Genomic DNA, 25,073 nt, shown 5'->3' with positions numbered 1-25,073 from the left:
CGATCGCGTGCGGGCTAGGTCACTTCCGATCGAAGCGGTCCTTCCAATCCTGCCAGTCCCAGTGGGTCAGGAACTTCTCAGCAGCGCTGCGGCCCGCGGCGATGAGATCGAGTTTGGCGTCGCTTGAGAGGCCGAAGTCCGTGCTGCTGTGGCCGGAGGTGTCGACGAAGATCGTCCGCTCGGTCACCGAAGGATCGTCGATGTGCCTGCGGTCGTGGGCGTTGATCATCGTCGACAGCAGCGACCGGGCGTACTGGAACGTCGTGGTGTTGGGTCGCCACTGCGCGGCGGGGGTGTGCCGGGCCGAGAGCATGACCCCGAACGTCGGCCACCGCGCGGGCTTGGCATCCTTGCGGTCGAAGACGTCGACGGGGAAGTTCGAGAGCAGACCGCCGTCGGCACCGAGCACGGAGGAGCCTCCGGCCGCTTTCGGCCGCGCAGGCAGGGATCGGGGGCGGAAGAAGAAGGGGCTGGCGGCCGAGGCGCACACCGCCTCGGCGACGGATTGGCTGTCGGCGTCGACGCCGAGGGAGTCCTCATAGTCCCAGGGCAGGCGCAGCATTCGGCCCCGGGAGACGTCGGAGACGATGACGACGAGCCGGTAGGAGCGTTCGGGTGGGATCGCCGATCCCGGATCGGTCAGCTTGAGGTCGCCCCAGGTGCGCACTCCCTGTCTGTCCAGCGCTTCGGCGAGGAAGTCATGGAGTGCGTCACCGAGGTACATGCCTTTGTGGAACAGCAGGCCCTGCACCTTGCCCAGCCACGGCGTGAACCGGAAGGCGGGGGAGAGGTCCTCGAATTCGGAGAAGTCCTGCTCGAGCACCCTCTGCGCGAGTCTGTCGGCGGGCAGCCCGGCCGCGCTCAGAGCCCCGACGATCGCCCCGGCCGAGGTCCCGGCGATGCGGTGGAAGTCGTAGCCGGCCTCGGTCAGGGACTGCAGTGCGCCGATGAGTCCGGGCAGCTTCGCCCCGCCTCCTTCGAGGACCAGATCGGTCGTGGCCATGACTGCTTCCTTCCGTGCGTCCCTGAGTCCATTGTGGACCCGAGCCGGGACGGCGGCCGGGACTCGGCGTCGACCGGCTCAGCTGCCTGCGGTCGGCTGCCGGCTGCGACCGGTCCTGCCGGTGAAGTGGTCCATGGTCTGATTGACTCCGAGGAAGTCCATGACCTTGTCGAAGGCCCGTGTGGGAAGCAAGCGCAGGGCCGGCACCAGACTCACGAGCGAGGGCATGACCAGCTGTTCGCGACCGGCTTCGACGGCGTCGAGGACGCGGGTGGCCACATCTGTCTCCTCGAGGATCGGCAGCAGGCGGGGGAACTTCGTGCGGACGCCGTCGAACATGCCGGTGTTGATGTAAAAGGGGCAGAAGGCGAGGGTGCCCACGCGGCTGCCCTCGGCACGCAGTTCGCTGCGCAGCGATTCGGTGAATCCCACGGCCGCCCATTTGCTCGCCGAGTAGTCAGTCTGGCGGGCCACCCCGGTCAGGCCCGCGGCGCTGGCGATCGTGACCACCGAACCTCGGTCCCGTTCGAGCATTCCCGGCAGGAACACCCTGGTCGTCCAGTACAGAGCCAGCGTGTTGACGTCGAAGACACGCCGGATCGCTGCCTCGTCGGCATCGAGGAGCTTCTTGCCGGTGACGATGCCGGCGCAGTTGATGAGGATGTCGACCGGTCCCGTTCGCTCGGCCACGGTCTCGACCTGGGCGGAATCCGCCACATTGACCTCGAACGCCCGAGCCTGCCCGCCGGCGGCCGTGATCTCATCGCGCACGGCCTCTCCGCTGTCGGCGGACAGGTCCCAGATGAGGATCTCGGCGGCTCCGCGCGCTGCGGCGTCGAGGGCCATGAGCCTGCCGATTCCGCTGCCTGCTCCGGTGATGAGCACCCGGGCGCCGTCGATCGTCGTTCCACGCTTCATTCGTTGCATCCTTGCAGTCGAGGTCAGTCCAGCGACTCTCGGATGCGGACGCCGCACCATGCGACGACCCACCCGAAAGTTACTCAACAGTACATCAGTATGACGTGAGTCACCGCAAGGGTGCGGCGGCGAATGAAGCGAACCGGGCGGATCAGCCCTCGGCGATGCCCTTCTGGATGAGATCCATGACCGAGGAGTCCGCCAGCGTCGTGACATCGCCGACCTCGCGGTTCTCGGCGACGTCCTTGAGCAGGCGGCGCATGATCTTGCCCGATCGGGTCTTCGGCAGATCGGGAACGAGCATGACCGACCTCGGCGTCGCAATCGGTCCGATCGTGCTGCGCACATGGCCCCGCAGTTCGTCCACGACGTCGTTGCCGCCGTCGGCGGCGCTTTCGCGGAGGATCACGAAGGCCTCGATGGCCTGCCCGGTCATCTCGTCGCGGGCACCGACCACGGCCGCCTCGGCGACCTTCGGATGCGCGACCAGAGCGGATTCGATCTCTGCGGTCGACATCCGGTGACCGGAGACGTTGAGAACATCGTCGACGCGGCCGAGGACCCAGAAGTCGCCGTCGCGGTCGATCTTCGCGCCGTCACCGGCGAAGTAGACCTCGGGATACTGCGACCAGTAGGTCTTCTTGTACCGTTCCTCATCGCCCCACAGGGTGCGCAGCATGGACGGCCACGGTTCCTTGATGACAAGGTAGCCGCCGTTGCCCGGCTCGACCGATCGGCCCTCGTCGTCGAAGACATCGGCGACGATTCCGGGCAGGGCCCGCATCGCCGAGCCCGGTTTGGTCGCTGTCGCGCCCGGCAGCGGGCTGATGAGGATGCTGCCGTTCTCCGTCTGCCACCAGGTGTCGACCACCGGGCACCGGTTGCCGCCGATCTGCTCGCGGTACCACATCCAGGCTTCGGGGTTGATCGGTTCGCCCACACTGCCGAGCAGGCGCAGGCTGGAGAGATCGAATTTCGCGGGGATGTCGCGTCCCCACTTCATGAACGAGCGGATGGCCGTCGGAGCGCAGTAGAGGATCGAGACCTTGTACTTCTCGACGATCTCCCACCAGCGCCCGCGATGGGGTGTGTCGGGGGTGCCTTCGTAGAGCACCGAGGTGGTGGCGTTGGCCAGCGGACCGTAGACGATATAGGAGTGACCGGTGACCCAGCCGATGTCCGCGGCCGTCCAGAAGACGTCGGACTCGGGCTTGATGTCGAAGACCGCCCAGTGGGTGAACGAGGTCCCGACCATGTACCCGCCGGTCGTGTGCAGGATGCCCTTGGGCTTTCCGGTCGTGCCCGAGGAGTACATGATGTAGAGCGGATGCTCGGAGTCGAAGGCCTCGGGGGTGTGGGTCTCGGACTGGCGGTCGACGACATCGTGCCACCACAGATCGCGGCCCTCCTGCCAGTCGACGTCCTGGCCGGTGCGCTGGACGACGAGGACGTTGCGCACCTCGGGGCAGTCGACCATGGCCTCGTCGACGACGGACTTCAGACCCGAGGCCTTGCCCTTGCGGTAGCCGCCGTCGGCGGTGATGACGAATTCGACTCCGCAGTCCTTGACGCGGTCGGCGATCGCGCTCGCGGAGAACCCGCCGAAGATCACGGTGTGCGGAGCGCCGAGGCGGGCGCAGGCGAGCATGGCGAAGACGGTTTCGGGGATCATCGGCATGTAGATCGCGACCCGGTCGCCGGTCTTGACACCGAGCTCGGTCAGCGCATTGGCGGCCTTGGAGACCTCACGCAGAAGATCGGAATAGGTGATGGTGCGTGTGTCTCCGGACTCGCCTTCGAAGTAGTAGGCGACACGATCGCCGAGACCGTTCTCGACATGTCGGTCCACACAGTTGTAGGCGGCGTTGAGCCTGCCTCCGACGTACCACTTGGCAAAGGGCTTGTCCGACCAGTCGAGGACCGTGTCGAACGGGGTGTCCCAGGTGATCCTCTTCGCCTGCTCCTCCCAGTATCCGATGCGGTCGGCAGCGGCCTTGTCGTATTCTTCGGCGGTGACGTTCGCATTGGCAGCGAACTCCTCTGGGGGCGGGAAGGTCCGGCCTTCGTGGCTGAGTTCCTCGATCGTCGGATTGTTCGTCATCGTGTGCTCCTTTCGCCATGCCTCACACCGACGTGGTGCATGGAATCGAACTCCCCTTCAACCTACTCCAGTGGCCGGTGAAATCAAGGGGCGATACGACGGGTGATCATGACCGGGAAGCGTTGACCGACCGAAGAGGCGTGAGTTCCCAGTAGGTCCCGCACCGCCACAGCCACTCGAGGGGGCCGTAGCGGAAGAAGTGCAGCCAGACCGTCGACAGGGCGCATTGGACGATGATGATGACTGCCCAGATCCCGAGACCGCCCAGGGCGGAGATGTGACCGGCCGAGGCCAGCGGCGGCAGAGTGAGAACGCAGATCACGGTCTGACCCAGATAGTTCGAAAAGGCCATCCTGCCGTACAGGCGAAGGAAGGACAGGCATGTCGCGCCGAGGCGGGTGCGCAGGAGAAGGATCAGACCGGTCACGTACATGAAGCCGGGCACCATTGCGGTGCGGAAGGCGATGTCGTGAGCGTCAGTCGATCCGATGCCGGCGGCGCTGGTCCAGAGCCAGAGCGGGACGGAGCCGATGAGGCTGAGGGCGAAGATGCCGGTGACGGGGAAGCGTGCCGCCGCGGAATACAGGCCGAGTTCGGCCAGCCGGAATCCGAGCACCATGTGACCGAGGGTCCGAGCAAAGGACAGCAGCGGCAGCAGCAGGGGAGGAAGCTGGAGGTCGACTCCGCCGACGCCGGTGATCAGCTGCAGCACATCGGGGACGATCGCGGCCAGGATGCCGAGAGTGACGAATGACCACCTGGGCAGCAGGCTCAGCGGCAGAAGCAGGAGAGCGAGGACACCGTAGGAGGCGAGCACATCGATGCCGCCTAAGCTCGAGTTGATGAGTCCTGCGATGACGAGGATGACCATCCGGCGGACGTAGACCCATGTCGATCGGCCCTTCGCGCGCAGCCGCGTGAGAAAAATGTGGACGCTGGTGCCGAAGAGGAAAGCGAAAACGAAATGGAATTTGCCCAGGGCGACATCGTCGACGAGCTGCCAGGTCACCGCGTCCGTGCCGACGGGATCCGCCGACTGACCGGCTTGAGACAGGAAGTAGCGGATGTTGATGAGCAGGATGCCTGCAATGGCGACTCCGCGGATGACGTCGATGGAGACGATGCGATCTGCCGGGTTCGACGGCTGTGTCCGATCGGTGCGCGTCTCCGGAGATCGGCGGGCCTGTTCGTGGATCATGCCGAGCCACGGTATCAGGCCAGGTCCCTTGTCGAATGGAGACTGCGATCAGGTTGGGGTTGAGGCGCACTCCGGATATGAGAAGACCCCCGCCGGGGCGGGGGTCTTTCGGGTGGTGGCTCCGACCGGCGTCGATCCGGTGACCTTTCGATTTTCAGTCGAACGCTCTACCAACTGAGCTACAGAGCCTGGTCGCCGACACGCTGCATGTGTGCCGAGAGAAACAAAGGCTCTTCCGAAGAAGAGCCTTATGCTCCGCGACCCTGACGGGACTCGAACCCGCGACCTCCGCCGTGACAGGGCGGCGCGCTAACCAACTGCGCCACAGGGCCTTGCTGTTGTGGTTTCAGACCTCTCGATCCTACACCGTACCCCCAACGGGATTCGAACCCGTGTCGCCGCCGTGAAAGGGCGGTGTCCTAGGCCTCTAGACGATGGGGGCCTAGTTTGTCCTCGGATTCCCCGTGGGCAACGACGTTAAGCTTATCCCACCCGATTCGGCGAATGCAAAACGAAACAGAGTGTCCTCGGTCACAAGCCCACAGGCCCGTTCTCGGCCCGTCGTCGTCCCGAGTCCGGAGCTGCGAGCGGACTAGAGTGGTGGGCATGGAGTCCCTGAGCGATGACGAGTTCGAGTCGATCCTCGATGAGGCCCTCGACCTGCTGCCCGCGGGGGTGACAGAACAGCTGGACAATGTCGCCCTGTTCGTCGAGGATCGGCCGGAGAGCGGAGACCGGCATCTGCTCGGCCTCTACGAGGGAACTCCGATGGGCGAACGGGGCATCTCGGGCCTCGAGATGCCCGACAACATCTTCATCTACCGTGACAACCTCATCGACTTCGCCGAGGACCGCGACCACCTGCGCGAGGAGATCGTCATCACCATCGTCCACGAGATCGCCCACTTCTACGGCATCGACGACGAGCGCCTGCACGAACTCGGTTGGGGCTGAGGGGCAGGCGCGCACGCGGGCGAGAAAGCTACCGGCAAGTCATTTTGCGCGGCGGTGATTGGCGCTCGCCCCGGCGCGTCGCCTATTCTGGGCGGGTAATCCATCAGCATCGATACAACAATTCCGTCCGTATCGACGCGGGAGCACAGGATCATCGACGGTCCCGGGCGGCAGCGCCCAAGGTCTCCCGCGGACCTGCGGGCAGGAGGCACTACCCCCTTATGACAGTTGCATCCAAACCGACAGGAGCGGCGACCCCGGCCGTTCGAGTGCTCAATCTGGCAGGCATCGACTACAGCCTGCGCAGCTTCGACCACGATCCGGCCACCCGCCGCTACGGCTCGGAGGCCGCCGACAAGCTCGGCGTCAGCTCCGACCAGGTGTTCAAGACCCTGATGATCCAGGTCGACGGCGCACCCGTGACCGCGCTCGTGCCGGTCTCCGGTCAGCTCGATCTCAAGGGGCTCGCCTCGGCGAGGGGAGCGAAGAAGGCCCAGCTGTCCGGCGTGGCCGAGACCGAGCGCCGCACCGGCTACCCCGTCGGGGGAGTCTCCCCCTTCGGGCAGCGCCACGCCGTGCCCGTCGTCATCGACCGCACCGCGCTCGAGCATGCGTGCGTGTTCGTCTCCGCCGGCCGCCGCGGCCTCGAGATCGAGATCCGTCCGGAGGATCTCGTCATGCTCACCAATGCGCAGGTGGCCAAGATCGCCACACTCGACTGAGTCGCGGCTTCGCCGAGCGATCGAGCCTGCGGCTCACACCCATTCGACCTCACCGACGGCCGGGGCTGCCCGACCGGCGGTGAGGTCGGCGTACATCGCCAGGGCCTCGTCCACCTCGGCGACGGGGACGAGGACGTCGAGTCCCACCTCGCCGCCGTAGTCGGCTCGCGTGATCCAGCCCCGGTTCCCGGCTGCCCGCTCCAGCGCATTGGCCTGAGCGTAATCGACGAACGCGCGCACCGGCACGCGTTCGCTGCGAGTGATGATCCGCGCCCGATCCACCGCCGCCGAGGTGGCCTGACCGTAGGCGCGCACGAGCCCTCCCGCGCCCAGCAGGGTGCCGCCGAAGTACCTCGTCACGACCGCGACGACATAGGTGAGTTCGTGCCCGGTGACAACGTCGAGGATCGGGGCGCCGGCCGTGCCTGCCGGTTCCCCGTCGTCGCTGAAGCGCTGCGTGCGCGAATCCGGGTCGAGGACGAACGCCGAACAGTGGTGCCGGGCCTTCGGGTGCTCGGCCCGACAGTCGGCGATGACCTCGCGGGCCTCGGCCTCGTCGGAGGCGGGGGAGAGGCGTGCGAGGAAGCGGGATTTCTTGATCTCGATCTCGGCCTCGACGCTGGTGGGGATCGTCCGGTACGACATGCTCGTCACTGTAGTCGAATCTGTTCTACGATGAGGCCACAGGCGCGGATCTCCTCCGCCGCCGGCCCCTCCTCGGCGAAAGGGTGACAATGGTGCACCAGTCAGACGATGTCGAACTCGCAGCGATCAAGGACGAAGCCGCCCGGGCCCATGCCCTCGACCGCGCGCACGTCTTCCACTCCTGGTCGGCCCAGCGTCTCATCGACCCTCCGACGGTGGTCAGGGCGCAGGGGTCGACGGTCGTCGACGGCGAGGGGCGGCAGTTCCTCGACTTCTCCTCTCAACTGGTGAACACGAACATCGGTCACCAGCACCCGGCCGTGGTCGCGGCGATCAAGGATCAGGCCGATCTGCTGTGCACGATCAGCCCGGCCACGGCCAACGCCGCCCGCTCCGAGGCCGCCCGACTGATCACCGAACGCACCCCGGCCGGGCTGGACCGCGTGTTCTTCACCAACGGGGGAGCCGATGCGAACGAACACGCCATCCGCATGGCTCGGCTGCACACGGGCCGGAACAAGGTGCTCTCACGCTACCGGTCCTATCACGGCGGCACGCAGACGGCCGTCAACGTCACCGGCGACCCGCGGCGGTGGGAGAACGAGACCGGCGATGCCGGCGTCGTCCACTTCTTCGGTCCCTTCCTCTACCGGTCCGAGTTCCATGCCACCACCGAGGCGGAGGAGACCGAACGGGCGCTGCACCACCTCGAGCGGACCATCCAGTTGGAGGGGCCGGCGACGATCGCGGCGATCATCGTCGAGTCCATCCCCGGCACCGCCGGCATCATGATCCCCAGCCCCGAGTACATGCAAGGGGTGCGGGCACTGGCTGATGAGTACGGGATCATCCTCATCGCCGATGAGGTGATGGCCGGCTTCGGACGCTCGGGCAAGTGGTTCGCCTTCGAGCACTTCGGCATCGTCCCGGACCTCATCACCTTCGCCAAGGGCGTGAACTCCGGGTATGTGCCGCTGGGCGGAGTGGTCATCAACGACGCGATCTTCGAGACCTTCGCTGAACGCGTCTACCCCGGCGGACTGACCTACTCGGGTCACCCGCTGGCCTGCGCGGCCGCCGTCGCCACCATCAACGCGATGGCCGATGAAGGCATGATCGAACATGCCGCCCACATCGGCGAGACCATCATCGGTCCCAGGCTGCGACAGATCGCGGAGAACTCGAAGCACGTCGGCGAGGTCCGCGGCACCGGCGCGTTCTGGGCGATCGAACTCGTCTGGGACAAGGAAACGAAGGAGCCGCTGGCCCCCTACGGCGGAGGTTCACCCGAGGTCGCCTCGGTGGTGGCCGCACTCAAGGAGCACGGCGTGGTGCCGTTCAACAACTACCACCGGCTGCACGTGGTCCCGCCGATCAACATCACCGAGGACGACCTCGAACGCGGCCTCGGCGTCTTCGAGAAGGTGCTCACCGACCTCGACTTCTCCCGCTGAGGCCGCACCGACCCCAGGCGGATCAGCGGGCGTCGTGGGTGAAATCTCCGCCGAGGACCGTGGCGCGGACGGGGACCTGCGAGATCTCGGTCGCCGCCACCTGCCCGGGATGGGCATCCAAGCCCACGAAGTCCGCGAGCTTCCCGCGGCTCAGCGTGCCCTTGTCCGCGCTCTGTCCCATCGCGGCCGCCGCATTCACGGTATAGGCGGCCAGAGCCTCATCGGCGCTCAGGCACTCGTCGGCCGAACCCATGACATCGCCGTCGCGGGTGGCGCGGGTGACGAAGGCTTCGATGCCGCGCAGCACATTGCCGTCGGCGCACGGCCGGTCGGAGCTGCCGGCGAGCAGGATACCGGAGTCGAGGAAGGACTTGGCCCGGTAGAGCAGCGGCCGGCGCTGCAGACCCAGAGAGGCGTTCATGCCGTCGCCGATGCCCTCGGCGAAGGCCGACTGCGGGGTGACGACGATGCCGGCCTCGGCCAGCGTGGCCAGGTGCTCGTCGTGGACCATTCCGGCATGTTCGATCCGGTTGGGCACCGGGCGGCGACCGTACCGCTTCTGAGCTTCGACGATATTGGCCACGGCCGCGTCGACGGCGGCGTCGCCGATCGCGTGCACGGCCACCGACCAGCCGGAGGCGCAGGTGTCGAGGATCTGCTGTCGCAGCTCCTGGGCGTCGGCCTGGAGATAACCGGGATGGTCCTTGCCCGTGTAGTTCTCCCGCAGCGCCGCGGTCTCACCGGACAGGGCCCCGTCCATGAAGAACTTCACCGGGCCGATCGAGATGAGATCGTCGCCGAGGCCGGTGCGCAGTCCCGCGTCCAGTCCGATGCCGAACCCGTCGGCCGAGTTCGCCGCGATCGTGTGCAGCCCATCGGCCTGCGGCATCAGCTGGGCCCGGGCCCGCAGCCTGCCCTCCTCCCGGGCGCGCAGATAGGCGCTGATCTCGATGGGGGAGTGGCCGATCCAGCCGTAGGCGATGCCGCATTCGCCGAAGGAGGTGATGCCCTCCTTCGCATAGTGGGCGGTGGCGAGGTCGATCGCCTCGACGAGGGTGTCGAGCGAATAGGGCCGGATGAGGTCCTGGACGAGGGACTGCGCGGTCTCCTCGAGCAGCCCGGTGGGATGGCCTGCCGGGTCGGTGACGACCTTGCCGCCGACCGGTTCGGTGAAGCCGGGTTCGAGGATGCCGGCCCGGCGCATCGCCTCGGTGTTGACGATCGCGGCGTGGCCGGAGGTCTGGCGCATGAACAGCGGGCGGTTCCCGGTGATCTCGTCGAGGCGGGTCAGGTCCGGGTACTGTCCGTCGTAGTCGCGGTGGGCATACCCGGTGGCGTTGATCCATTCTCCGGCCGGGGTCGCCGCCGCTGCCTCCTCCAATGCCGCGTAGACGTCGGGCAGGCCGCCCGGCAGCGCGGTGACGTCGACGGAGGCCAGGGTGAGTCCGAACCAGGCCGTGTGGCAGTGGGCATCGGTGAAGCCCGGCAGCACCGTCGCCCCGCCCAGCGATTCGACCCGATCGGCGCTGATGCCGTCGAGGTCCTCGTCGAAGCCGATGATCCGGCCGTTGAAGACCCCGATCCTGCTCGCCCTCGGCCGCTCGGAGTCGAAGGTGTGGGCGTCGAGGTCGGTGAAGATCGCGTCGATTCTCATGGGGCCACCTTAGTCAGGATCGTTCATGCCCGAGGCAGGCGGGCACCGCGGATGCTCGGATCGGTCAGGCAGTGGACGAGGGACAGGCCCTTGTGCCCCAGCGCCCGTTCGAAGGCGTCCCGGAAGTCCTCGGTCCTCTCGACCCGGATCCCGAGGCCGCCGAAGGCCTGAGCCATGGCAGCGAAGTCCGGGTTCTCCAACGCCGTGGCCGTGGCCCGGCCCGGGTATTCGCGGTCCTGATGGCCGCGGATCGTGCCGTAGACCGAGTTGTCGTTGACCACGACGGTGATGTCGAGACCGTACTGAGCCGCGGTGGCCATCTCCTGACCGTTCATCAGGAAGTCACCGTCGCCGGTGATGCAGAACACGGGCCGTTCGGGGTGGACGAGTCCGGCGGCGACCGCGGCCGGCAGACCGAAGCCCATCGATCCGTTTCGCGGTCCCAGCGCCGAGGGGAACCCGTGAGCGGGCAGGAACCGGGTCGCCCAGCCGGAGAAGTTCCCGGCCCCGTAGGTGATGATCGCATCCTCGGGCAGCAGCTGCCGGACATGGACGAACGCCTCATCCATATCGACGACGCCATCGGCCGACCCCGCCGAGGCGGATCCGGCCGAGGCGACCTGCGGAAGGCGCCAGTCGTCGAGTTCGGCCCGGGCCCCGCCCACCCAGTCGGGCAGCGGCACCGCCTCTCCGGCGGCCTCGGACAGGGCATCGCCGAGCGGCGGCTCGTCGATCGAACCATCGGAGGAGACCGAATAGGTCCGGGACCCGTCTTCGGTGAACAGAGCCTGGGCGAAGCGGCCCACCGACGTCACGATGTGCTGGTCGAGCCGACCGAAGTGCCCATGGGCATCGGGGTCGGGGCCGATGACGACGGTGCGCTGATCGGTGCCGAGCGTGAAGCCGGCGGTGGCGACATCGGTGCGGACGCAGCCGAGGAAGATGTGCAGATCCGCCTCGTCGAGGACCCGCTTGGCCACCGGCGCCGCGCCGTAGCCGAGGATGCCGAGGAAGTTCGGACTGTCGTGGTCGATGCCGTCATAGGCGCGGAACGTCCCGAGCACACCGAGGCCGCGATCACGCGACCACTGGGCGATGCGCTTCGATGTCGACGGCGACCAGTCCTCTCCGCCGATGATGAGGACGGGACGGTCGGCGGCGGTGATGCGGGCCCGCAGCTCCGTGAGGTCGCCGGCATAGGGCGAGGCCGAACCGAGCACACGCGGCGGCAGCACGGTTGCCGCGCTGGGTCGGACCAGCACCTCCTCGGGCAGTCCGATGACGACGGGACCGGGCCGGCCGGCCACCGCGGTGTGCATGGCGTCGACGACCACCTCGGCGGCCTTGTCGGGATCGTCGAGGGTGAGCACCTTCTTCGTCGTCGTGGAGAACCAGCCATCGAGATCGAACTCCTGGAACGACTCCCGGCCGCGATGGTCGATGGGCACGAGCCCGACGAAGACGACGAGCGGGGTGGCGTCCTGATAGGCGGTGTGGATGCCGACCATGACGTTGGCCGCACCCGGGCCGCGGGTGACCATGGCGATGCCGGGCACACCGGTCATCCGCCCTTCGGCGACGGCCATATAGGCGGCCCCGCCCTCCTGGCGGCAGACGATCGGGGTGATGGACGAATCGTGGAGGCCGTCGATGACGTCGAGATAGGACTCGCCGGGCACCAGATAGGTGCGGCGGACCCCGTGGGCTTCGAGCTCCTCGACGATGAGATGGCCGGCGGAAAGCGACGCGGAAGTGTCCATACACCATGCTTACCATTCTTTTGTCTCATGTGGTCTCCATCGAGCCCATCGAACCGCGGGAGGTCGTATGATCGTGCAACAACGGAATCAGTGCGGTCCCCCCGCCTGACCCCGCGAGCAGGGAACTGTCGCCACCTCGGTGGCGACCGACGACTGACAGCCAGGAGGCTCACGCATGACCGGCATCGACTCCGACCATCCATCGGCGCAGGCGATCGGCACCGCCGACGACGGCGCCATCGGCCGGCGAGGTCGTCCGGGACCCCAGTCGACGCCGCGCACGGTCGAACTCGAACGGGACCCGGGCATGCCGGCGAGCACCTGGCGGCTGCGCTCGGACGCCTGGGAGTACCTGAAGTTCGCGATCAAGCGGCTCTCGGCCAGCGGCGGGGACTTCTCGATGATCGCCGAGGACGGTGAGGTGTGGCGGTCCCTGCGCTCGCTGAGGACGATGGAACTGTACTGGGGCGGGTTCGGGCAGCGCTATGTCGAGGAGATCACCGACCTGCTCTCGAACGGCGAATTCGACCGGGCCCATGACATGATCACCCGTGCGGTCAATCGGCTGCGCGGAACCACCGTGCCCGATACCGGCGAAGAGGACCTGAACGAGGACGAACGCGCCGAACTCAGGGACCGGCAGGACACCCGCCCCCGCTTCGAGGTGCTCATCGTCGACGAGACCACCGAGGGCGGCCGCGACGAACTGCACTCCGACCTGCTCCGACTGCGCACCTCGTCCGACCAGTTCATCTACGACTACGTCGTCGTCCCGACCGCCGACGATGCCGTGGCCGCGGCGCTGACGAACCCGAACCTGCTCGCCTGCGTCATCCGGCCCGGCTTCACCGATGCGACCCGTGAGATCCTCAGCCGCGATCTGCGCGACGCCGTGGAGTTCGCCCACCGCTCGACGAAGGAATCGCCGACGGGTCCGATGAGTCCGCTCAATTCGGTCCGTCGGGTGCTGCGCTTGGCCGATACGCTGGCCGATCTGCGCCCGGAACTCGACCTCTACCTCATGGCCGGAGCCCACATCGAGAGCCTCGCCGGGGCGCTGACCCACCGGTTCCGGCGCGTGTTCCGCCGCGAGGACCAGTTCGAACTGCACCTGTCGCTGCTGCGCCGGGCCCAGCACCTCTACGACACCCCGTTCTTCGACGCGATCCGCGAACACGCCCGCCGTCCGGCCGGAGTCTTCCACGCCCTGCCGGTCTCCCGCGGTGGCTCCGTGGTCGGGTCGAAGTGGATCGGCGACTTCGTCGACTTCTACGGACTCAACCTGCTGCTCGCCGAATCCAGCGCCACCTCGGGCGAGCTCGACTCCCTGCTGGCCCCGGTGAACACGCTGAAGAAGGCGCAGCTGCTGGCCGCCCGGGCCTTCGGCGCCAAACGCACCTACTTCGTCACGAACGGCACCTCGACGGCGAACAAGATCGTCCACCAGGCCGTCGTCGCCCCCGACGAGGTGGTCATGGTCGACCGCAACTGCCACAAGTCGCACCATCATGCGCTCATGCTCACCGGCGCCCGCACCGCCTACCTCGAGGCCTATCCGCTCAACGACGTCGCCTTCTACGGGGCGGTGCCGCTGGGCAGGATCAAGCAGCTTCTGCTCGACTACCGGGCCGCCGGCCGCCTCGACGAGGTGCGGATGATCACCCTGACCAACTGCACCTTCGACGGCATCGTCTACGACCCGTACAAGGTCATGTCCGAGTGCCTGGCGATCAAACCCGACCTCGTCTTCCTGTGGGACGAAGCCTGGTTCGCCTTCGCCCGCTTCCATCCCGTCACCCGCAAGCGCACGGCCATGTACGCGGCCGAACGCCTCGAGGAGGCCCTGTCCACCGACGCCCACGCCGCGGCCTTCCGGGAGCAGCAGAAGCGTCTGTACGATCCCGAGACCGGGACCCCGGCACCCGATGAGGTGTGGCTGGACGAGGAGCTGCTGCCGCCGCCGGATGCGAGCATCCGGGTGTATGCGACCCAGTCGACGCACAAGACGCTGACGGCGCTGCGGCAGGGCTCGATGATCCACGTCTTCGACCAGGAGTTCGCCTCCGGCGCCGAGGAGGCCTTCCACGAGGCGTACATGACGCACACCTCGACGTCTCCGAACTACCAGATCCTGGCCTCCCTCGACCTCGGCCGCAGGCAGGTCGAGATGGAGGGCTTCGCGCTCGTGCAGAAGCAGCTCGACCTGGCGATGAGCCTGTCCTCGGCGATCGCGCGGCACCCGCTGCTGAAGAAGACGTTCAAGGTGCTCACCGCCGCGGATCTGATCCCCGAGGAATACCGGATCACCGACCGGACCATGCCGCTGCGCGACGGGCTGTCGACGATGTGGAACGCATGGGTCACGGACGAATTCGTCGTCGACCCCAGCCGCATCACCGTCGAGATCTCCGGCACCGGCGTCGACGGGGACACGTTCAAGCACGACCATCTCATGGACCGCTACGGCATCCAGGTGAACAAGACGAGCAGGAACACCGTGCTGTTCATGACGAACATCGGCACCTCGCGGTCGGCCGTGGCCTACCTCATCGAGGTCCTCGTCAAACTCGCGGGGATGTTCAACGACCCGCACGAGGCGCACGAACCGGACGCCCTGAGCGAACCGGCCGCGGTGATGCCGCCGCTGCCCGACTTCAGCGCCTTCGCCCCGGACTACGCCGCCGAGGTTCCCGCCGACGAGCCGTCCGAGCAGCTGCCCGACGGCGACCTGCGCACGGCCTACTATGCGGGCCTGCGGCGGCAGAACATCGAGCACGTCCTCCCGCACGAGCTGCGCCGCCGCATCGAGAGCGGTCAGCGGCCGGTCTCGGCCGGGTTCGTCACCCCGTATCCGCCCGGCTTCCCGGTGCTCGTGCCCGGCCAGATCATCACCGCCGAGGTGCTCGACTTCATGTCGGCCCTCGACACCCGTGAGATCCACGGCTACGAGTCGAGGCTCGGCTACCGGGTGATGCTGCCGAAGGACGCCGCGGAGGGCTGAGACCATGCGCGCGAATCGTCTCATCCAGACCGTCGAAGCCCACACCGAAGGGCTGCCCGTGCGCGTGGTCACCGGGGGAGTGGCGGCGCTGCCCGGTGAGACCATGGCTGAGCGGCGCGAGTGGTTCATCGAGCACTCCGATGATCTGCGCACCTTCCTCATGTGCGAACCGCGCGGGCACGGCTGGCTGTCCGGAGCCATCCTGCAGCCGCCCACCCGACCCGATGCGGACTGGGGTGTGCTCTTCATCGAGGTCACCGGAGTGCTGCCGATGTGCGGTGCCGGCACCATCGCTGTGGCCACGGTGCTCGTCGAGACGGGCATGGTGGCGCTTGTCGAGCCCGTCACGACCGTGCGCCTGGACACCCCGATCGGGCTCATCACCGCCGAGGTGGCCGTCCGGGACGGCCGCGCCGAGGCGGTCACGATCGTCAACGTCGCCTCCTACGCCCACGCCCTCGACCAGGTGATCGATGTGCCCGGACGAGGCGGCATCGCCTGTGACATCGGCTTCGGCGGGAACTTCTACGCCTTCGTCAGAGCCGACGAGGTCGGCACTGACGAAGGCGTCGGCATCGGCTTCGAACGCGACCGCGCCGAGGACTTCATCGCCGCCGGCCGCGACATCATGGCCGCCGTCAACGATCAGGCAGAACCGGTCCATCCCGTCTCCGGGTACAGCGGCTGCGAGCACGTGGTGTTCCTGGCCCCGGAGCCGGAAGGGGGGCCCGACGCCCGGCATGTGCTCATCAACCACCCGGGCTGGCTCGATCGTTCGCCCGGCGGCACCGGGACCAGCGCCCTCATGGCTGTCCGCCGCGCCCGTGGGCAGTTGGGGCTGAACACGGACTTCGTCAACGAGTCCTTCATCGGCACCTCGTTCATCGGCCGCCTGGTCGAGGAGACACAAGTCGGCGAACACGTGGCCGTCGTGCCGACGATCACCGGACGCGCCTGGCTGACCGCCACCTCACAGTTCATGCTCGACCCGAGCGATCCCTTCCCCGCCGGCTTCACTCTCTGACCCCGGCCCTGCTCAGGCCCTCTCCCGATCTCGCCCAGGAAGCGCGCAGGCCGGTATCAGAGCGACGATCGATATGCCGATCGCCGCCCAGAAGGACGCATGGTAGGCGCTGACGGTCGAACCGCTCGCGTCCGAATGGACCATGATGAACTGGAGGACGACGGCCACGATCGCAGTGCCGAACGACGCCCCCACCTGCTGCATGATGCGGGTGTGGATGCTGGCGTGCGCGATGCGAACCATCGTCGAGCGGACCCTTTTCCGCCGAGACCACCCCGACCTCGGTATATTTCAAGCTGTTTGTGACAGCTCGGTGTTTTCTGGGCTATTGATGCCGGCGTGGGTCGGTGGGCCAGCGGCTATGGGGCTGGTGTGGAATCGTTCCGGATGCGCGCAGTGACGGGCGTCCAGAGTGGCTTGGCGACGGGCCCGGACAAGCTCGGTACGTCCGTGATGGACATCGTCGGGAGTGTAATAATTCAGGCCGCTGTGGCGGTGGTTCGCGTTATAGTCAGCAATGAACCCGGCCATGTAGTCACGAGCATGATCGATGGATTCGAACCGGATGGGAAAGTCCAAGTGGTACTTGATGGTCTTGAACGTCGACTCACTAAACGCGTTGTCATTCGACACTCTGGGCCGGGAAAAGGACAGCTTGATCCCCAGCGACTGAGCGAACTGGACAGTCGTTGCCGCGCGCATGGGAGCCCCGTTATCGGCGTGTAGCACGGTCGGGCACTGCTGGTTAGTTGCCACAGCCTGATCGATCATGGTCTGAGCATGGACGGATTTCTCGGAAGTCTCGACCCGGTGGCCAACGATCTTGCGAGAGAAAACGTCCATGATGGCATAGAGACGATAGATGACCTTGCCGGGACCGCGCAGCATCGTGATGTCCCAACTCCACAGTTGGTTCGGTGCGCAGGCAGCGTGGACCGGCTTAGGCCGTTTGGGCTGGTTACCACGGCGCTGGGCGCGACGGTCTCCGTTCTGCCCGTGTGCGGCCACCACTCGGTGAGCCGTCGACGCGGAGAAGGGCACCTGCCCGGCATCGAGCATCCGCCAATACGCCTGGGTGACAGACAGGTTCTCATAGTCTTCAGAGTTCAACAGCGCCATGAACGCATCGGCCTCGGCGGTGGTGATCCGACTCGGGTAGTCGCGTTCTTTCTGCGGCACCTGCACCCCGGCCGGGACCGCCGGATTCTGGTGACGGTACCAACTCGTACGATGCACACCCATCAACTCGCAGGCAGCCGTGATCGACCAGCCGGCCCTGATCAGATCGCCGATGAACCTGAACCCGATTGCCTTTACTGTGGCGGGTTCATCCAGTCCGGCCTGGTCGCCTCGACCTCGGGCAGCGTCGGGTCTGTCGCGGTCGCGCTCTTGGACATCGCTTCCAAGAGCGCGGACGCTTTTCCCAAGATATCGACCGCAGCTTCAGACTTGGCCAGTTTGGCCTTCAACGCTTCGTTCTCGGCCTGGAGCTGTGTGAGTTGCTTCTTCTCAGCGGCTTTGAGCTTGTTGTCACTGGGATTGCCATTCAACCGATCCGATCGCGAGGTCAGGCAACCATTCTCTCTGTCCACGAACCACTGATAAATCGTTCTGGGATTGACCCCGACAGTCCGAGCCAACTGGGCTTTGGAACCCATCTCGATACATTTGTCATATTCGTCCAGGATCTCGAGTTTCTGGGCCGTGGTGAAATGCCCTCGGCTCGAGGAACGGGACGGAACTTCAAAAGACATAACAGACTTCTCTCCCCGCCAGTATTGTCAGATAACTGTCACAAGACAGCCTGACACAGAGGGCACGCGCAGTGGCCTCGGCGCTCCACCGTTGTCTCGACGCTCCGCCGGGGCACGCGCAGTGGTCTCGGCGCTCCACCGTTGCCTCGACGAGGCAGTGCTCAAGAGGTGGTCGTGTTCGGATACTTTTGGGCCGGCGGGCTCAGGGTTCTAGTGCAACACCGTGGTGCGTTTATCCTACGTTTTCCATCACGATGCCGGCGAGCACCTCAGCAGGAGTCGCGTACTCCAGAACCTTACGGGGCCGCCGGTTGAGCTGATCTTGCATCGCCTGGACGTCATCGTCGCTGACCGATTCATCGAATCGCGTCCCCTTCGGGAAATAGTCACGGATAAGCCCGTTCGTGTTCTCATTCGTCGGCCGCTGCCACGGCGAATGCGGGTCACAGAAGAACACCCCGCAATCCGTGGCCATGGTGATCCGGGCGTGCTCGGCCATCTCCGTACCCTGGTCCCACGTCAGTGTCTCGAACAACGCCTCTGGCAACGACTGGATCATCTCGGTCACCAACCCCGTCACGGTCTGGGAGTCCCGACATTCCGGGAGCTTGCGCACCAAGCAGAACCTGGACCGCCGCTCGATGACCGTGACCAACCCGCCCGTGTCGTTGTCAACGACGAGGTCGCCCTCCCAGTGACCCGGCACAGCCCGGTCGGCAGCCACCGGGGGCCGGTCCACCAAACGGACACCCTCGAGCCACGGGCGACTGGATCGGCGGGGCAGCTTCGACTGCGGTTTACGCCCCGTCCGCCCCGAACGAAGAGCCTTGACCACTTTGAGTTCATGCCGAAGACCTCCGGCTCCCTGCAGGTAAAGGGCTTGGTAAATCGTCTCGTGCGACACGTGCAGGTCCTTCCGGTCCGGGTACTCACGGCGGAGCCTACCGGCGACTTGCTGTGGGGAACACTTATCGTTGAGCCCATCGATGACGTGGGCACGAATCCACGAGTCATCAAGGCGTTTGCTCCGATGTCTCTTGCTGGCTCGGGTGGCCGCGGCACGGGTGTGGGCGGCCGCGGCGCTATAGGCAGCACCGGCCCCGGAGCCAGCATAGCCCTCGAAGCGGTGACGTTGGAGCTCTCTGGCCACTGTCGAGTAGTGCACCCCGAGCTGGGCGGCGATGGCCCGCGTCGACAGTGGCGGGCTCGATTGCGCACCGGCCTGGATCGTCATCCGATCCTCGAACGTCAAGTGGCGATAGGAACGATTGCCCGTCGGAGCGGGAGGTCTCGTGCAGATCGTGGCAGGCATACCTCCCAGCTTGCCAAACTGGACCGTGATTCCGAGGCGACGCATCCATCGCCTGGCTGTTTGATACCCGATCCCAGCGCGTCGCAAACTCTCCTTCACAGTGAGTCGGTCGACGAGGAGGCAGACGAAGAACGCGTCGAGGTGGTCGAAAGGGACTGGTCGCATGATGGGCTCCTTCTCAAGTGCTGTCCCGACCCGACCGTGCTGGTCAGGCCGGGTGTTGCACTAGAAGATAGAAACCGCCGCCGCGAGAGTATCCGAACACGACCAGTATTCGGCTGACTATACGATAAGGGCATGGACCATCCCGCGCAGAGTCGCTCCCATGCCCTGATCCATCGCCCGAAATCGCTTGCCCTCATGCTGCCGGCCGCCCTGGCCGTCCTCGCCCTTGTGCTGCTGGCCGGATGCGGGTCGTCCGATCCGGAGCAGGATTCCGGCAGCGACTCAGGCAGCGACTCCGCGGCAGCTGATTTCTCGACCGAGGCCGCCGCGGGCACCTGCTCCTACCCCACCGGTTCGCAGCCTGCGGCCAAGGATGTCGAGGTTCCGCCCCAGACCCCGCAGGCGACCGGTGAGGTCGAGGCCGCCATCGCCACGAGTGCCGGCGATCTGGCCGTGACCCTCGACGCCGAGGGCGCACCCTGCACCGTCAACAGCTTCCTGTCCCTGGCCGAGCAGGAGTACTTCGACGACACCGACTGCCACCGCCTGACCACCGAGGGCATCTTCGTCCTTCAGTGCGGTGATCCGACCGGGACCGGCAGCGGCGGACCCGGCTACTCGTTCGCCGATGAGCTCGACGGCTCCGAGACCTACCCGGCCGGCACACTGGCCATGGCCAACGCCGGTCCCGACACCAACGGCTCCCAGTTCTTCGTCGTCTACGACGACAGTTCCCTGCCGGCCGACTACGCCGTGTTCGGAGCCCTCGATGAGGCCAGCACGAAAACCGTCGCCGATATCGCCGCCGAGGGCACGGACTCCGGAGCCGGCGACGGTGCGCCGAAGGAGAAGGTGACCATCGAGTCCGTCTCCGCCTCTATGTGAGTCCTGGCAGAGGCTCGAGGCACCCGCAATGCTCGGACCTCCTAATAATCTCATTGTCTGAGACTCCGAGTGCACATTTCCTGAGACGGGCGTAGTGTCTATTCGTCGCCGTCGACGCTGTTCCTGCACAGCACCGACGGCCTTTTCCATTGACACGAGCACCACCCGCCCGTGCCTGCACTCACGAAACAGCGGAGCACACCATGTCCACCGAAACCCAACCGGGCAGTCCCCATCCCTCATCGGCCGCCACGGCCGATGCCATCGCAGCCACCAGGAAGAACAACACCCGGGGCAAGGTGCTGACCGCCTCGATGGTCGGCACCACGATCGAGTTCTTCGACTTCTACGCCTACGCGACCGCCTCGTCGCTGGTCTTCCCGGCGCTCTTCTTCCCCAACCAGACATCGACGACGCAGCTGCTCAGCTCGTTCGCGATCTTCGGCGTCGCCTTCGTCGCCCGCCCTCTCGGCTCGATCATCTTCGGCCACTTCGGCGACCGGATCGGCCGGAAGAAGACTCTCATCGCCTCGCTGCTCATCATGGGCATCGGCACCTTCCTCATCGGCCTGCTGCCGACCGCATCAACCCCGGGCTGGGTCGTTCTGGCTCCCCTGTGCCTCGTCCTCCTGCGCTTCTGCCAGGGAGTCGGCCTCGGCGGCGAATGGTCGGGCGCGGCCCTGCTGGCCACCGAGAACGCCCCGAAGGGCAAACGCGCCATCTGGGGGACGTTCCCGCAGCTGGGCGCCCCGGTCGGCTTCATCATCGCCAACCTGCTCTTCGTCGGACTCAACTCCTGGGCCTCGCCCGAGGCGTTCCTCGCCTGGGGCTGGCGCATCCCGTTCCTGCTCTCGGCACTGCTCGTGGCCGTCGGCCTCTACGTCCGCCTGTCCCTGATGGAGACCCCGGCCTTCCAGCTGGTCGCCCAGAAGCAGCAGATCTCGAAGGCTCCCATCGGTCGCGTCTTCGCCACCAGCTGGAAGCCGCTGATCCTCGGCACCTTCATCATGCTCGCGACCTATGTGATCTTCTACTTCATGACCGCGTTCACGCTGACCTACGGCACCTCCCCGGCCAGCCCCGAACAGGCACAGACCGCGGCCGAGGCGGCCGGCAAGACCTTCGACCCCACCGGGTTCGTCGCCGGGCTGGGCTATTCGAAGAGCGAGTTCCTCACCTACCTCATCATCGGCGTGGTGTTCTTCGGCGTCTTCACCGTCGTCTCCGGTCCGCTGGCCGAGAAGCTGGGGCGGCGGAAGATGCTCCTGTGCGTGACCGTGCTCATCGCCGCCTATGGCCTGATCGTCAACGCCGTGTTCAACGCCGGCACCGCCGGGGTCATCATCGCCCTCATCGTCGGCTTCACCCTCATGGGCCTGACCTTCGGGCCGATGGCCGCCTACCTGCCGGAACTCTTCCCGGCCAATGTCCGCTACACCGGCTCGGCCGTGTCCTACAACATGTCCAGCGTCATCGGCGCGGGCCCGGCACCCTTCGCCATGGTCGCGCTGTGGCAGGCCGAAGGCGGCACGATCTTCTACTGCGGCCTCTACATCGTCGCCGCAGCGGTCCTCACGCTCGTCGCCCTCTACTTGGCCAAGGACACCTCGGCCCTCGATATGGAGGACCAGCTCAGCTGAGCCTCCGCCGCCTCCGCACACACCGATCGACCCCGCTCGAGAACCGTTGACACCGGTTGGGAGCGGGGTCGCTCGCTCTCTCCCCCGGGTCGGGCGCGCTCGTGCCGGACGCCGCGTCAACACTACGATTGCGTCACAACCTCCGCAGTGCAGATCAGGGACCCCGAAATGTGATTCAGTTCACGGTCTGATTCCTCACAGACGCTGTTCAGAGTTCTGAACAGGCCGCTTGTGTGACGATCCCGTCACCGACTCACTGGAGGAACAATGAAACGACGCTCGAGTCTGGCCATCGCGGCCGTCGGCGCCATGCTCGCCCTGTCCGCCTGCAGCGGCGGCGGCGACTCCGAACCCGCAGCGACCGCCGAGGGCGGGGTGCCCCTGGTCGAGGAGGGCAAGCTGACCACCTGCACCCACCTGTCATACCAGCCCTTCCAGTTCGAGAAGGACGGCGAGGTCGTCGGCTTCGACGTCGACATCGTCGATGCCGTGGCGGAGAAGCTCGGCGTCGAGCAGGAGATCGTCAACACCCCGTTCGAGACCATCACCACCGGCGCAGCGTTCAACCAGAACCAATGCGATGTGGCAGCCGCGGCCATGACGATCACCCCCGAGCGCGAGGAAGCCATCGACTTCTCCGAGTCGTACTTCCCAGCCAACCAGGCCATCCTGACCACGGAGGACAAGACCGCAGACGACGAAGCCGGGCTCAAGGACTTCAAGGTCGCCGCACAGGCCGGCACCACCGGCCTCGACTATGCGAACGAGAACTTCAAGGACGCCGAGGTCGTCACGTATGAGGATCTCCCGCTCTCGCTCGAAGCGCTGAAGAACGGCCAGGCCGATGCGGTCATCAACGACAACGGTGTGCTCTACGACTACGCAGCCAACAACGACGGATTCACCGTCGGCTTCGACATCGACACCGGCGAGCACTACGGCATCGGCATGAAGAAGGGCAACGACGAGATGAAGACGGCCGTGGACGAAACCGTCAAGGAGATCAAGGACAGCGGAGAGTACGACAAGATCTACGAGAAGTGGTTCGGCGACGCTCCCAAGTGATCACCGCTGAAGGAGCGGCCGGCCGCGGCGCACAGACCGCGGGCGGCCGCTCATTCGGCTGAGCACGATTCTCACTGACACACACTGCATTCGGCGGTCACCACTGCCACCGCGTCAAAAGGACACCACCCATGTCATCACCCCATGCGACTGGCAACGGAGGCCGGACCGGCACCGGCATTCCCGTCGCCTCTGCCACCCCCAAAGCGAAGATGAGCAAGCGCCAGAAGGCGAAGATCTCGCGCGGGGTCCAATACGGCGTCCTCGTCGTCATCGCCGCCGTCATCGCGGTCGTGGCCGATTGGCCCACACTCATCGACACCTTCGGTCGCGTCGACATCGCAGCCGATATGTTTCCCGATGTCATCACCAAGGCACTGAAGAACACCGTCGTCTTCACCGGCCTCGGCTTCATCCTGGGGCTGGCCATCGCCATCGTGCTCGCGCTCATGCGACTGTCCTCGGTCGGTGTCTACCGGTGGATCGCCTTCGTCTACATCGAGTTCTTCCGCGGCCTGCCCGCCCTCGTCGTCTTCCTCGTGATGGGCTTCGGCCTTCCGGTGGCGTTCCCCGGCTTCATCCTTCCCCAGCTCGTGGTCATCATGATCGCCCTCGCGCTCGTCTCCTCCGCCTATATGGCCGAGACCATCCGCGCCGGCATCCAGGCCGTGCCCAAGGGCCAGGTCGAGGCCGCCCGGTCGCTGGGCATGTCGTCCTCACGCGCGATGTTCACGATCGTCCTGCCGCAGGCGATGCGGATCATCCTGCCGCCTCTGACCAACGAGCTCATCCTGCTGACGAAGGACTCCTCGCTGGCCTATATCCTCGGCTCCTCCGTCGACGGACGTGAGCTCGCGGCACTGGGGCGCGCCGAGATCGTCAACTCCGCGAACCTCACCCCCTTCATCGTGATCGCCCTGTGCTATCTCATCATCACGATCCCGCTGTCGTACCTGTCACGGGTGCTCGAGAAGAAGTACGGTTCCGCAGACTCAGGAGTGAAATGATGACGACCTCAGCAACCGCCTCGGCGCGGGCGACCGGAACACCGCTCATCTCGATCCGCAACCTGCAGAAGAGCTTCGGCTCGAACCAGGTGCTCACCGACATCAGCCTCGACGTCGACAAGGGCGAGGTCGTCTGCGTCATCGGCCCCTCGGGATCGGGGAAGTCGACGATGCTCCGGTGCATCAACACCCTCGAGGACCCGACAGGAGGGTCGATCGTCGTCGACGGGATGGACATGACCGATCTCGACCTCGACATCGATGCCGCTCGCACCCGCATCGGCATGGTCTTCCAGTCCTTCAATCTCTTCGGCCACCTCACCGTGCGGGAGAACCTCACGGTCGCCCAGACCAAGGTCCTGCGCCGGTCGAAGGCCGAGGCCGACAGGATCGCCGAGGAGAATCTCGCGAAGGTCGGACTGTCCGAGAAGATCGATGCCAAGCCCTCGTCCCTGTCCGGTGGCCAGCAGCAGCGTGTGGCGATCGCCCGGGCGCTGAGCATGGACCCCGACGTCATGCTCTTCGACGAGCCCACCTCGGCGCTGGACCCCGAGACCGTCGGCGATGTCCTCCAGGTCATGCGCAACCTCGCCGAGGCGGGGATGACGATGGTCGTGGTCACCCACGAGATGGAGTTCGCCCGGCAGGTCGCCGACCGCGTGGTGTTCATGGATGGCGGGGTCGTCGTCGAGTCCGGGCCCGCCCAGGAGGTCATCGGCGATCCACGGGAGCAGCGGACGAGGGATTTCCTCTCCCGAGTCCTTCACCCCGGGCAGCTGGGATAGCGGCAGGGCCCCTTCGCCCAGCCGAC

The 25,073-nt window shown here is 66.2% G+C and carries 21 protein-coding genes and 3 tRNA genes; 10 read left to right on the top strand and 14 right to left on the bottom strand.

The annotated features are described in order from the left end of the window. Positions 1-19: 19 nt before the first annotated feature. From ACQE2J_RS16470 to ACQE2J_RS16440, 7 genes are all read right to left on the bottom strand, one after another. The gene (locus ACQE2J_RS16470; RefSeq protein WP_426936658.1) at positions 20-1,003 is read right to left on the bottom strand and encodes a patatin-like phospholipase family protein; all 984 of its coding nucleotides are present in this window, start codon (positions 1,001-1,003) and stop codon (positions 20-22) included. Positions 1,004-1,081: 78 nt separating this feature from the next. After that, the gene (locus ACQE2J_RS16465; RefSeq protein ID WP_426936657.1) at positions 1,082-1,921 is read right to left on the bottom strand and encodes an SDR family oxidoreductase; all 840 of its coding nucleotides are present in this window, start codon (positions 1,919-1,921) and stop codon (positions 1,082-1,084) included. 151 nt (positions 1,922-2,072) lie between these two features. Further along, entirely contained in the window at positions 2,073-4,022 is a 1,950-nt protein-coding gene (gene acs, locus ACQE2J_RS16460; RefSeq protein WP_426936656.1) for an acetate--CoA ligase, read from the bottom strand. 106 nt (positions 4,023-4,128) lie between these two features. Next, entirely contained in the window at positions 4,129-5,220 is a 1,092-nt protein-coding gene (locus ACQE2J_RS16455; protein ID WP_426936655.1) for a DUF418 domain-containing protein, read from the bottom strand. Positions 5,221-5,333: 113 nt separating this feature from the next. After that, positions 5,334-5,409, bottom strand: a tRNA-Phe gene (locus tag ACQE2J_RS16450). A gap of 69 nt (positions 5,410-5,478) precedes the next feature. Continuing rightward, positions 5,479-5,552, bottom strand: a tRNA-Asp gene (locus ACQE2J_RS16445). Positions 5,553-5,589: 37 nt separating this feature from the next. Then, positions 5,590-5,662: transfer RNA gene (locus ACQE2J_RS16440), tRNA-Glu, on the bottom strand. Positions 5,663-5,826: 164 nt separating this feature from the next. Between ACQE2J_RS16440 and ACQE2J_RS16435 the strand changes: the two genes are divergently transcribed. Both ACQE2J_RS16435 and ybaK read left to right on the top strand, forming a co-directional pair. Then, entirely contained in the window at positions 5,827-6,174 is a 348-nt protein-coding gene (locus tag ACQE2J_RS16435; RefSeq protein WP_426936654.1) for a metallopeptidase family protein, read from the top strand. 221 nt (positions 6,175-6,395) lie between these two features. After that, positions 6,396-6,896, top strand: coding sequence for a Cys-tRNA(Pro) deacylase (gene ybaK / locus ACQE2J_RS16430; protein ID WP_426936653.1), 501 nt, complete (start codon positions 6,396-6,398; stop codon positions 6,894-6,896). A gap of 33 nt (positions 6,897-6,929) precedes the next feature. Here ybaK and ACQE2J_RS16425 read toward each other — a convergent pair whose 3' ends face one another. After that, positions 6,930-7,541, bottom strand: coding sequence for a YigZ family protein (locus ACQE2J_RS16425; protein WP_426936652.1), 612 nt, complete (start codon positions 7,539-7,541; stop codon positions 6,930-6,932). Positions 7,542-7,630: 89 nt separating this feature from the next. On the opposite strand from ACQE2J_RS16425, the gene ACQE2J_RS16420 reads away from it, so the two are divergent. After that, positions 7,631-8,995 carry an aspartate aminotransferase family protein gene (locus ACQE2J_RS16420; protein WP_426936651.1) on the top strand — a complete coding sequence of 455 codons (1,365 nt, stop codon included), beginning with the start codon at positions 7,631-7,633 and terminating at the stop codon, positions 8,993-8,995. 22 nt (positions 8,996-9,017) lie between these two features. On the opposite strand, the gene ACQE2J_RS16415 is transcribed toward ACQE2J_RS16420, so the two are convergent. Continuing rightward, positions 9,018-10,649 carry an amidohydrolase gene (locus ACQE2J_RS16415; protein WP_426936650.1) on the bottom strand — a complete coding sequence of 544 codons (1,632 nt, stop codon included), beginning with the start codon at positions 10,647-10,649 and terminating at the stop codon, positions 9,018-9,020. 23 nt (positions 10,650-10,672) lie between these two features. Beyond that, complete coding sequence (locus ACQE2J_RS16410; protein ID WP_426936649.1) at positions 10,673-12,409, bottom strand: thiamine pyrophosphate-dependent enzyme; 1,737 nt, start codon at positions 12,407-12,409, stop codon at positions 10,673-10,675. A 175-nt stretch (positions 12,410-12,584) separates the two neighbouring features. On the opposite strand from ACQE2J_RS16410, the gene ACQE2J_RS16405 reads away from it, so the two are divergent. Continuing rightward, positions 12,585-15,410 carry an aminotransferase class I/II-fold pyridoxal phosphate-dependent enzyme gene (locus tag ACQE2J_RS16405; RefSeq protein WP_426936648.1) on the top strand — a complete coding sequence of 942 codons (2,826 nt, stop codon included), beginning with the start codon at positions 12,585-12,587 and terminating at the stop codon, positions 15,408-15,410. A 4-nt stretch (positions 15,411-15,414) separates the two neighbouring features. Continuing rightward, positions 15,415-16,434 (top strand): proline racemase family protein, encoded by a 1,020-nt coding sequence (locus ACQE2J_RS16400; RefSeq protein WP_426936647.1) that lies wholly within the window; start codon positions 15,415-15,417, stop codon positions 16,432-16,434. Between the two features lie 12 nt (positions 16,435-16,446). Here ACQE2J_RS16400 and ACQE2J_RS16395 read toward each other — a convergent pair whose 3' ends face one another. The 4 genes from ACQE2J_RS16395 to ACQE2J_RS16380 all read right to left on the bottom strand — a co-directional run bounded on the left by ACQE2J_RS16395 (position 16,447) and on the right by ACQE2J_RS16380 (position 19,665). Beyond that, positions 16,447-16,677 carry a hypothetical protein gene (locus ACQE2J_RS16395; protein ID WP_426936646.1) on the bottom strand — a complete coding sequence of 77 codons (231 nt, stop codon included), beginning with the start codon at positions 16,675-16,677 and terminating at the stop codon, positions 16,447-16,449. A 48-nt stretch (positions 16,678-16,725) separates the two neighbouring features. Further along, positions 16,726-17,727, bottom strand: coding sequence for an IS3 family transposase (locus ACQE2J_RS16390; protein ID WP_426937529.1), 1,002 nt, complete (start codon positions 17,725-17,727; stop codon positions 16,726-16,728). A gap of 20 nt (positions 17,728-17,747) precedes the next feature. Further along, positions 17,748-18,188 (bottom strand): transposase, encoded by a 441-nt coding sequence (locus tag ACQE2J_RS16385; protein ID WP_426936642.1) that lies wholly within the window; start codon positions 18,186-18,188, stop codon positions 17,748-17,750. Positions 18,189-18,420: 232 nt separating this feature from the next. After that, a complete protein-coding gene (locus ACQE2J_RS16380; protein ID WP_425120637.1) occupies positions 18,421-19,665 on the bottom strand; it encodes an IS30 family transposase in 1,245 nt (414 codons plus the stop codon). Between the two features lie 132 nt (positions 19,666-19,797). Here ACQE2J_RS16380 and ACQE2J_RS16375 point away from each other — a divergent pair, with 132 nt between their 5' ends. The 5 genes from ACQE2J_RS16375 to ACQE2J_RS16355 all read left to right on the top strand — a co-directional run bounded on the left by ACQE2J_RS16375 (position 19,798) and on the right by ACQE2J_RS16355 (position 25,047). Continuing rightward, positions 19,798-20,550 (top strand): peptidylprolyl isomerase, encoded by a 753-nt coding sequence (locus ACQE2J_RS16375; RefSeq protein ID WP_426936645.1) that lies wholly within the window; start codon positions 19,798-19,800, stop codon positions 20,548-20,550. Positions 20,551-20,753: 203 nt separating this feature from the next. Beyond that, entirely contained in the window at positions 20,754-22,190 is a 1,437-nt protein-coding gene (locus ACQE2J_RS16370; RefSeq protein ID WP_426936644.1) for an MFS transporter, read from the top strand. 267 nt (positions 22,191-22,457) lie between these two features. After that, positions 22,458-23,255: a transporter substrate-binding domain-containing protein gene (locus ACQE2J_RS16365; RefSeq protein WP_426936643.1), complete on the top strand. Its 798-nt coding sequence runs from the start codon at positions 22,458-22,460 to the stop codon at positions 23,253-23,255. A gap of 212 nt (positions 23,256-23,467) precedes the next feature. Further along, a complete protein-coding gene (locus tag ACQE2J_RS16360; protein WP_426937528.1) occupies positions 23,468-24,262 on the top strand; it encodes an amino acid ABC transporter permease in 795 nt (264 codons plus the stop codon). Then, positions 24,262-25,047, top strand: a complete 786-nt coding sequence (locus ACQE2J_RS16355) for an amino acid ABC transporter ATP-binding protein (RefSeq protein WP_426937527.1) — start codon at positions 24,262-24,264, stop codon at positions 25,045-25,047. Before ACQE2J_RS16360 ends, ACQE2J_RS16355 begins: the two co-directional genes overlap by 1 nt. Positions 25,048-25,073 lie beyond the last annotated feature (26 nt).

Source organism: Brevibacterium sp. LE-L (assembly GCF_050214925.1).
GTDB lineage: Bacteria > Actinomycetota > Actinomycetes > Actinomycetales > Brevibacteriaceae > Brevibacterium.
This window is presented reverse-complemented; position numbering and strand designations above follow the sequence as displayed.

Excerpts from the sequence above, each read along its gene's own strand:
- ACQE2J_RS16470 (WP_426936658.1), bottom strand. The coding sequence starts at position 1,003 with ATGGCCACGACCGATCTGGTCCTCGAAGGAGGCGGGGCGAAGCTGCCC.
- ACQE2J_RS16465 (WP_426936657.1), bottom strand. The coding sequence starts at position 1,921 with ATGAAGCGTGGAACGACGATCGACGGCGCCCGGGTGCTCATCACCGGA.
- acs (WP_426936656.1), bottom strand. The coding sequence starts at position 4,022 with ATGACGAACAATCCGACGATCGAGGAACTCAGCCACGAAGGCCGGACC.
- ACQE2J_RS16455 (WP_426936655.1), bottom strand. The coding sequence starts at position 5,220 with ATGATCCACGAACAGGCCCGCCGATCTCCGGAGACGCGCACCGATCGG.
- ACQE2J_RS16435 (WP_426936654.1), top strand. The coding sequence starts at position 5,827 with ATGGAGTCCCTGAGCGATGACGAGTTCGAGTCGATCCTCGATGAGGCC.
- ybaK (WP_426936653.1), top strand. The coding sequence starts at position 6,396 with ATGACAGTTGCATCCAAACCGACAGGAGCGGCGACCCCGGCCGTTCGA.
- ACQE2J_RS16425 (WP_426936652.1), bottom strand. The coding sequence starts at position 7,541 with ATGTCGTACCGGACGATCCCCACCAGCGTCGAGGCCGAGATCGAGATC.
- ACQE2J_RS16420 (WP_426936651.1), top strand. The coding sequence starts at position 7,631 with ATGGTGCACCAGTCAGACGATGTCGAACTCGCAGCGATCAAGGACGAA.
- ACQE2J_RS16415 (WP_426936650.1), bottom strand. The coding sequence starts at position 10,649 with ATGAGAATCGACGCGATCTTCACCGACCTCGACGCCCACACCTTCGAC.
- ACQE2J_RS16410 (WP_426936649.1), bottom strand. The coding sequence starts at position 12,409 with ATGGACACTTCCGCGTCGCTTTCCGCCGGCCATCTCATCGTCGAGGAG.
- ACQE2J_RS16405 (WP_426936648.1), top strand. The coding sequence starts at position 12,585 with ATGACCGGCATCGACTCCGACCATCCATCGGCGCAGGCGATCGGCACC.
- ACQE2J_RS16400 (WP_426936647.1), top strand. The coding sequence starts at position 15,415 with ATGCGCGCGAATCGTCTCATCCAGACCGTCGAAGCCCACACCGAAGGG.
- ACQE2J_RS16395 (WP_426936646.1), bottom strand. The coding sequence starts at position 16,677 with ATGGTTCGCATCGCGCACGCCAGCATCCACACCCGCATCATGCAGCAG.
- ACQE2J_RS16385 (WP_426936642.1), bottom strand. The coding sequence starts at position 18,188 with ATGTCTTTTGAAGTTCCGTCCCGTTCCTCGAGCCGAGGGCATTTCACC.
- ACQE2J_RS16380 (WP_425120637.1), bottom strand. The coding sequence starts at position 19,665 with ATGCGACCAGTCCCTTTCGACCACCTCGACGCGTTCTTCGTCTGCCTC.
- ACQE2J_RS16375 (WP_426936645.1), top strand. The coding sequence starts at position 19,798 with ATGGACCATCCCGCGCAGAGTCGCTCCCATGCCCTGATCCATCGCCCG.
- ACQE2J_RS16370 (WP_426936644.1), top strand. The coding sequence starts at position 20,754 with ATGTCCACCGAAACCCAACCGGGCAGTCCCCATCCCTCATCGGCCGCC.
- ACQE2J_RS16365 (WP_426936643.1), top strand. The coding sequence starts at position 22,458 with ATGAAACGACGCTCGAGTCTGGCCATCGCGGCCGTCGGCGCCATGCTC.
- ACQE2J_RS16360 (WP_426937528.1), top strand. The coding sequence starts at position 23,468 with ATGAGCAAGCGCCAGAAGGCGAAGATCTCGCGCGGGGTCCAATACGGC.
- ACQE2J_RS16355 (WP_426937527.1), top strand. The coding sequence starts at position 24,262 with ATGACGACCTCAGCAACCGCCTCGGCGCGGGCGACCGGAACACCGCTC.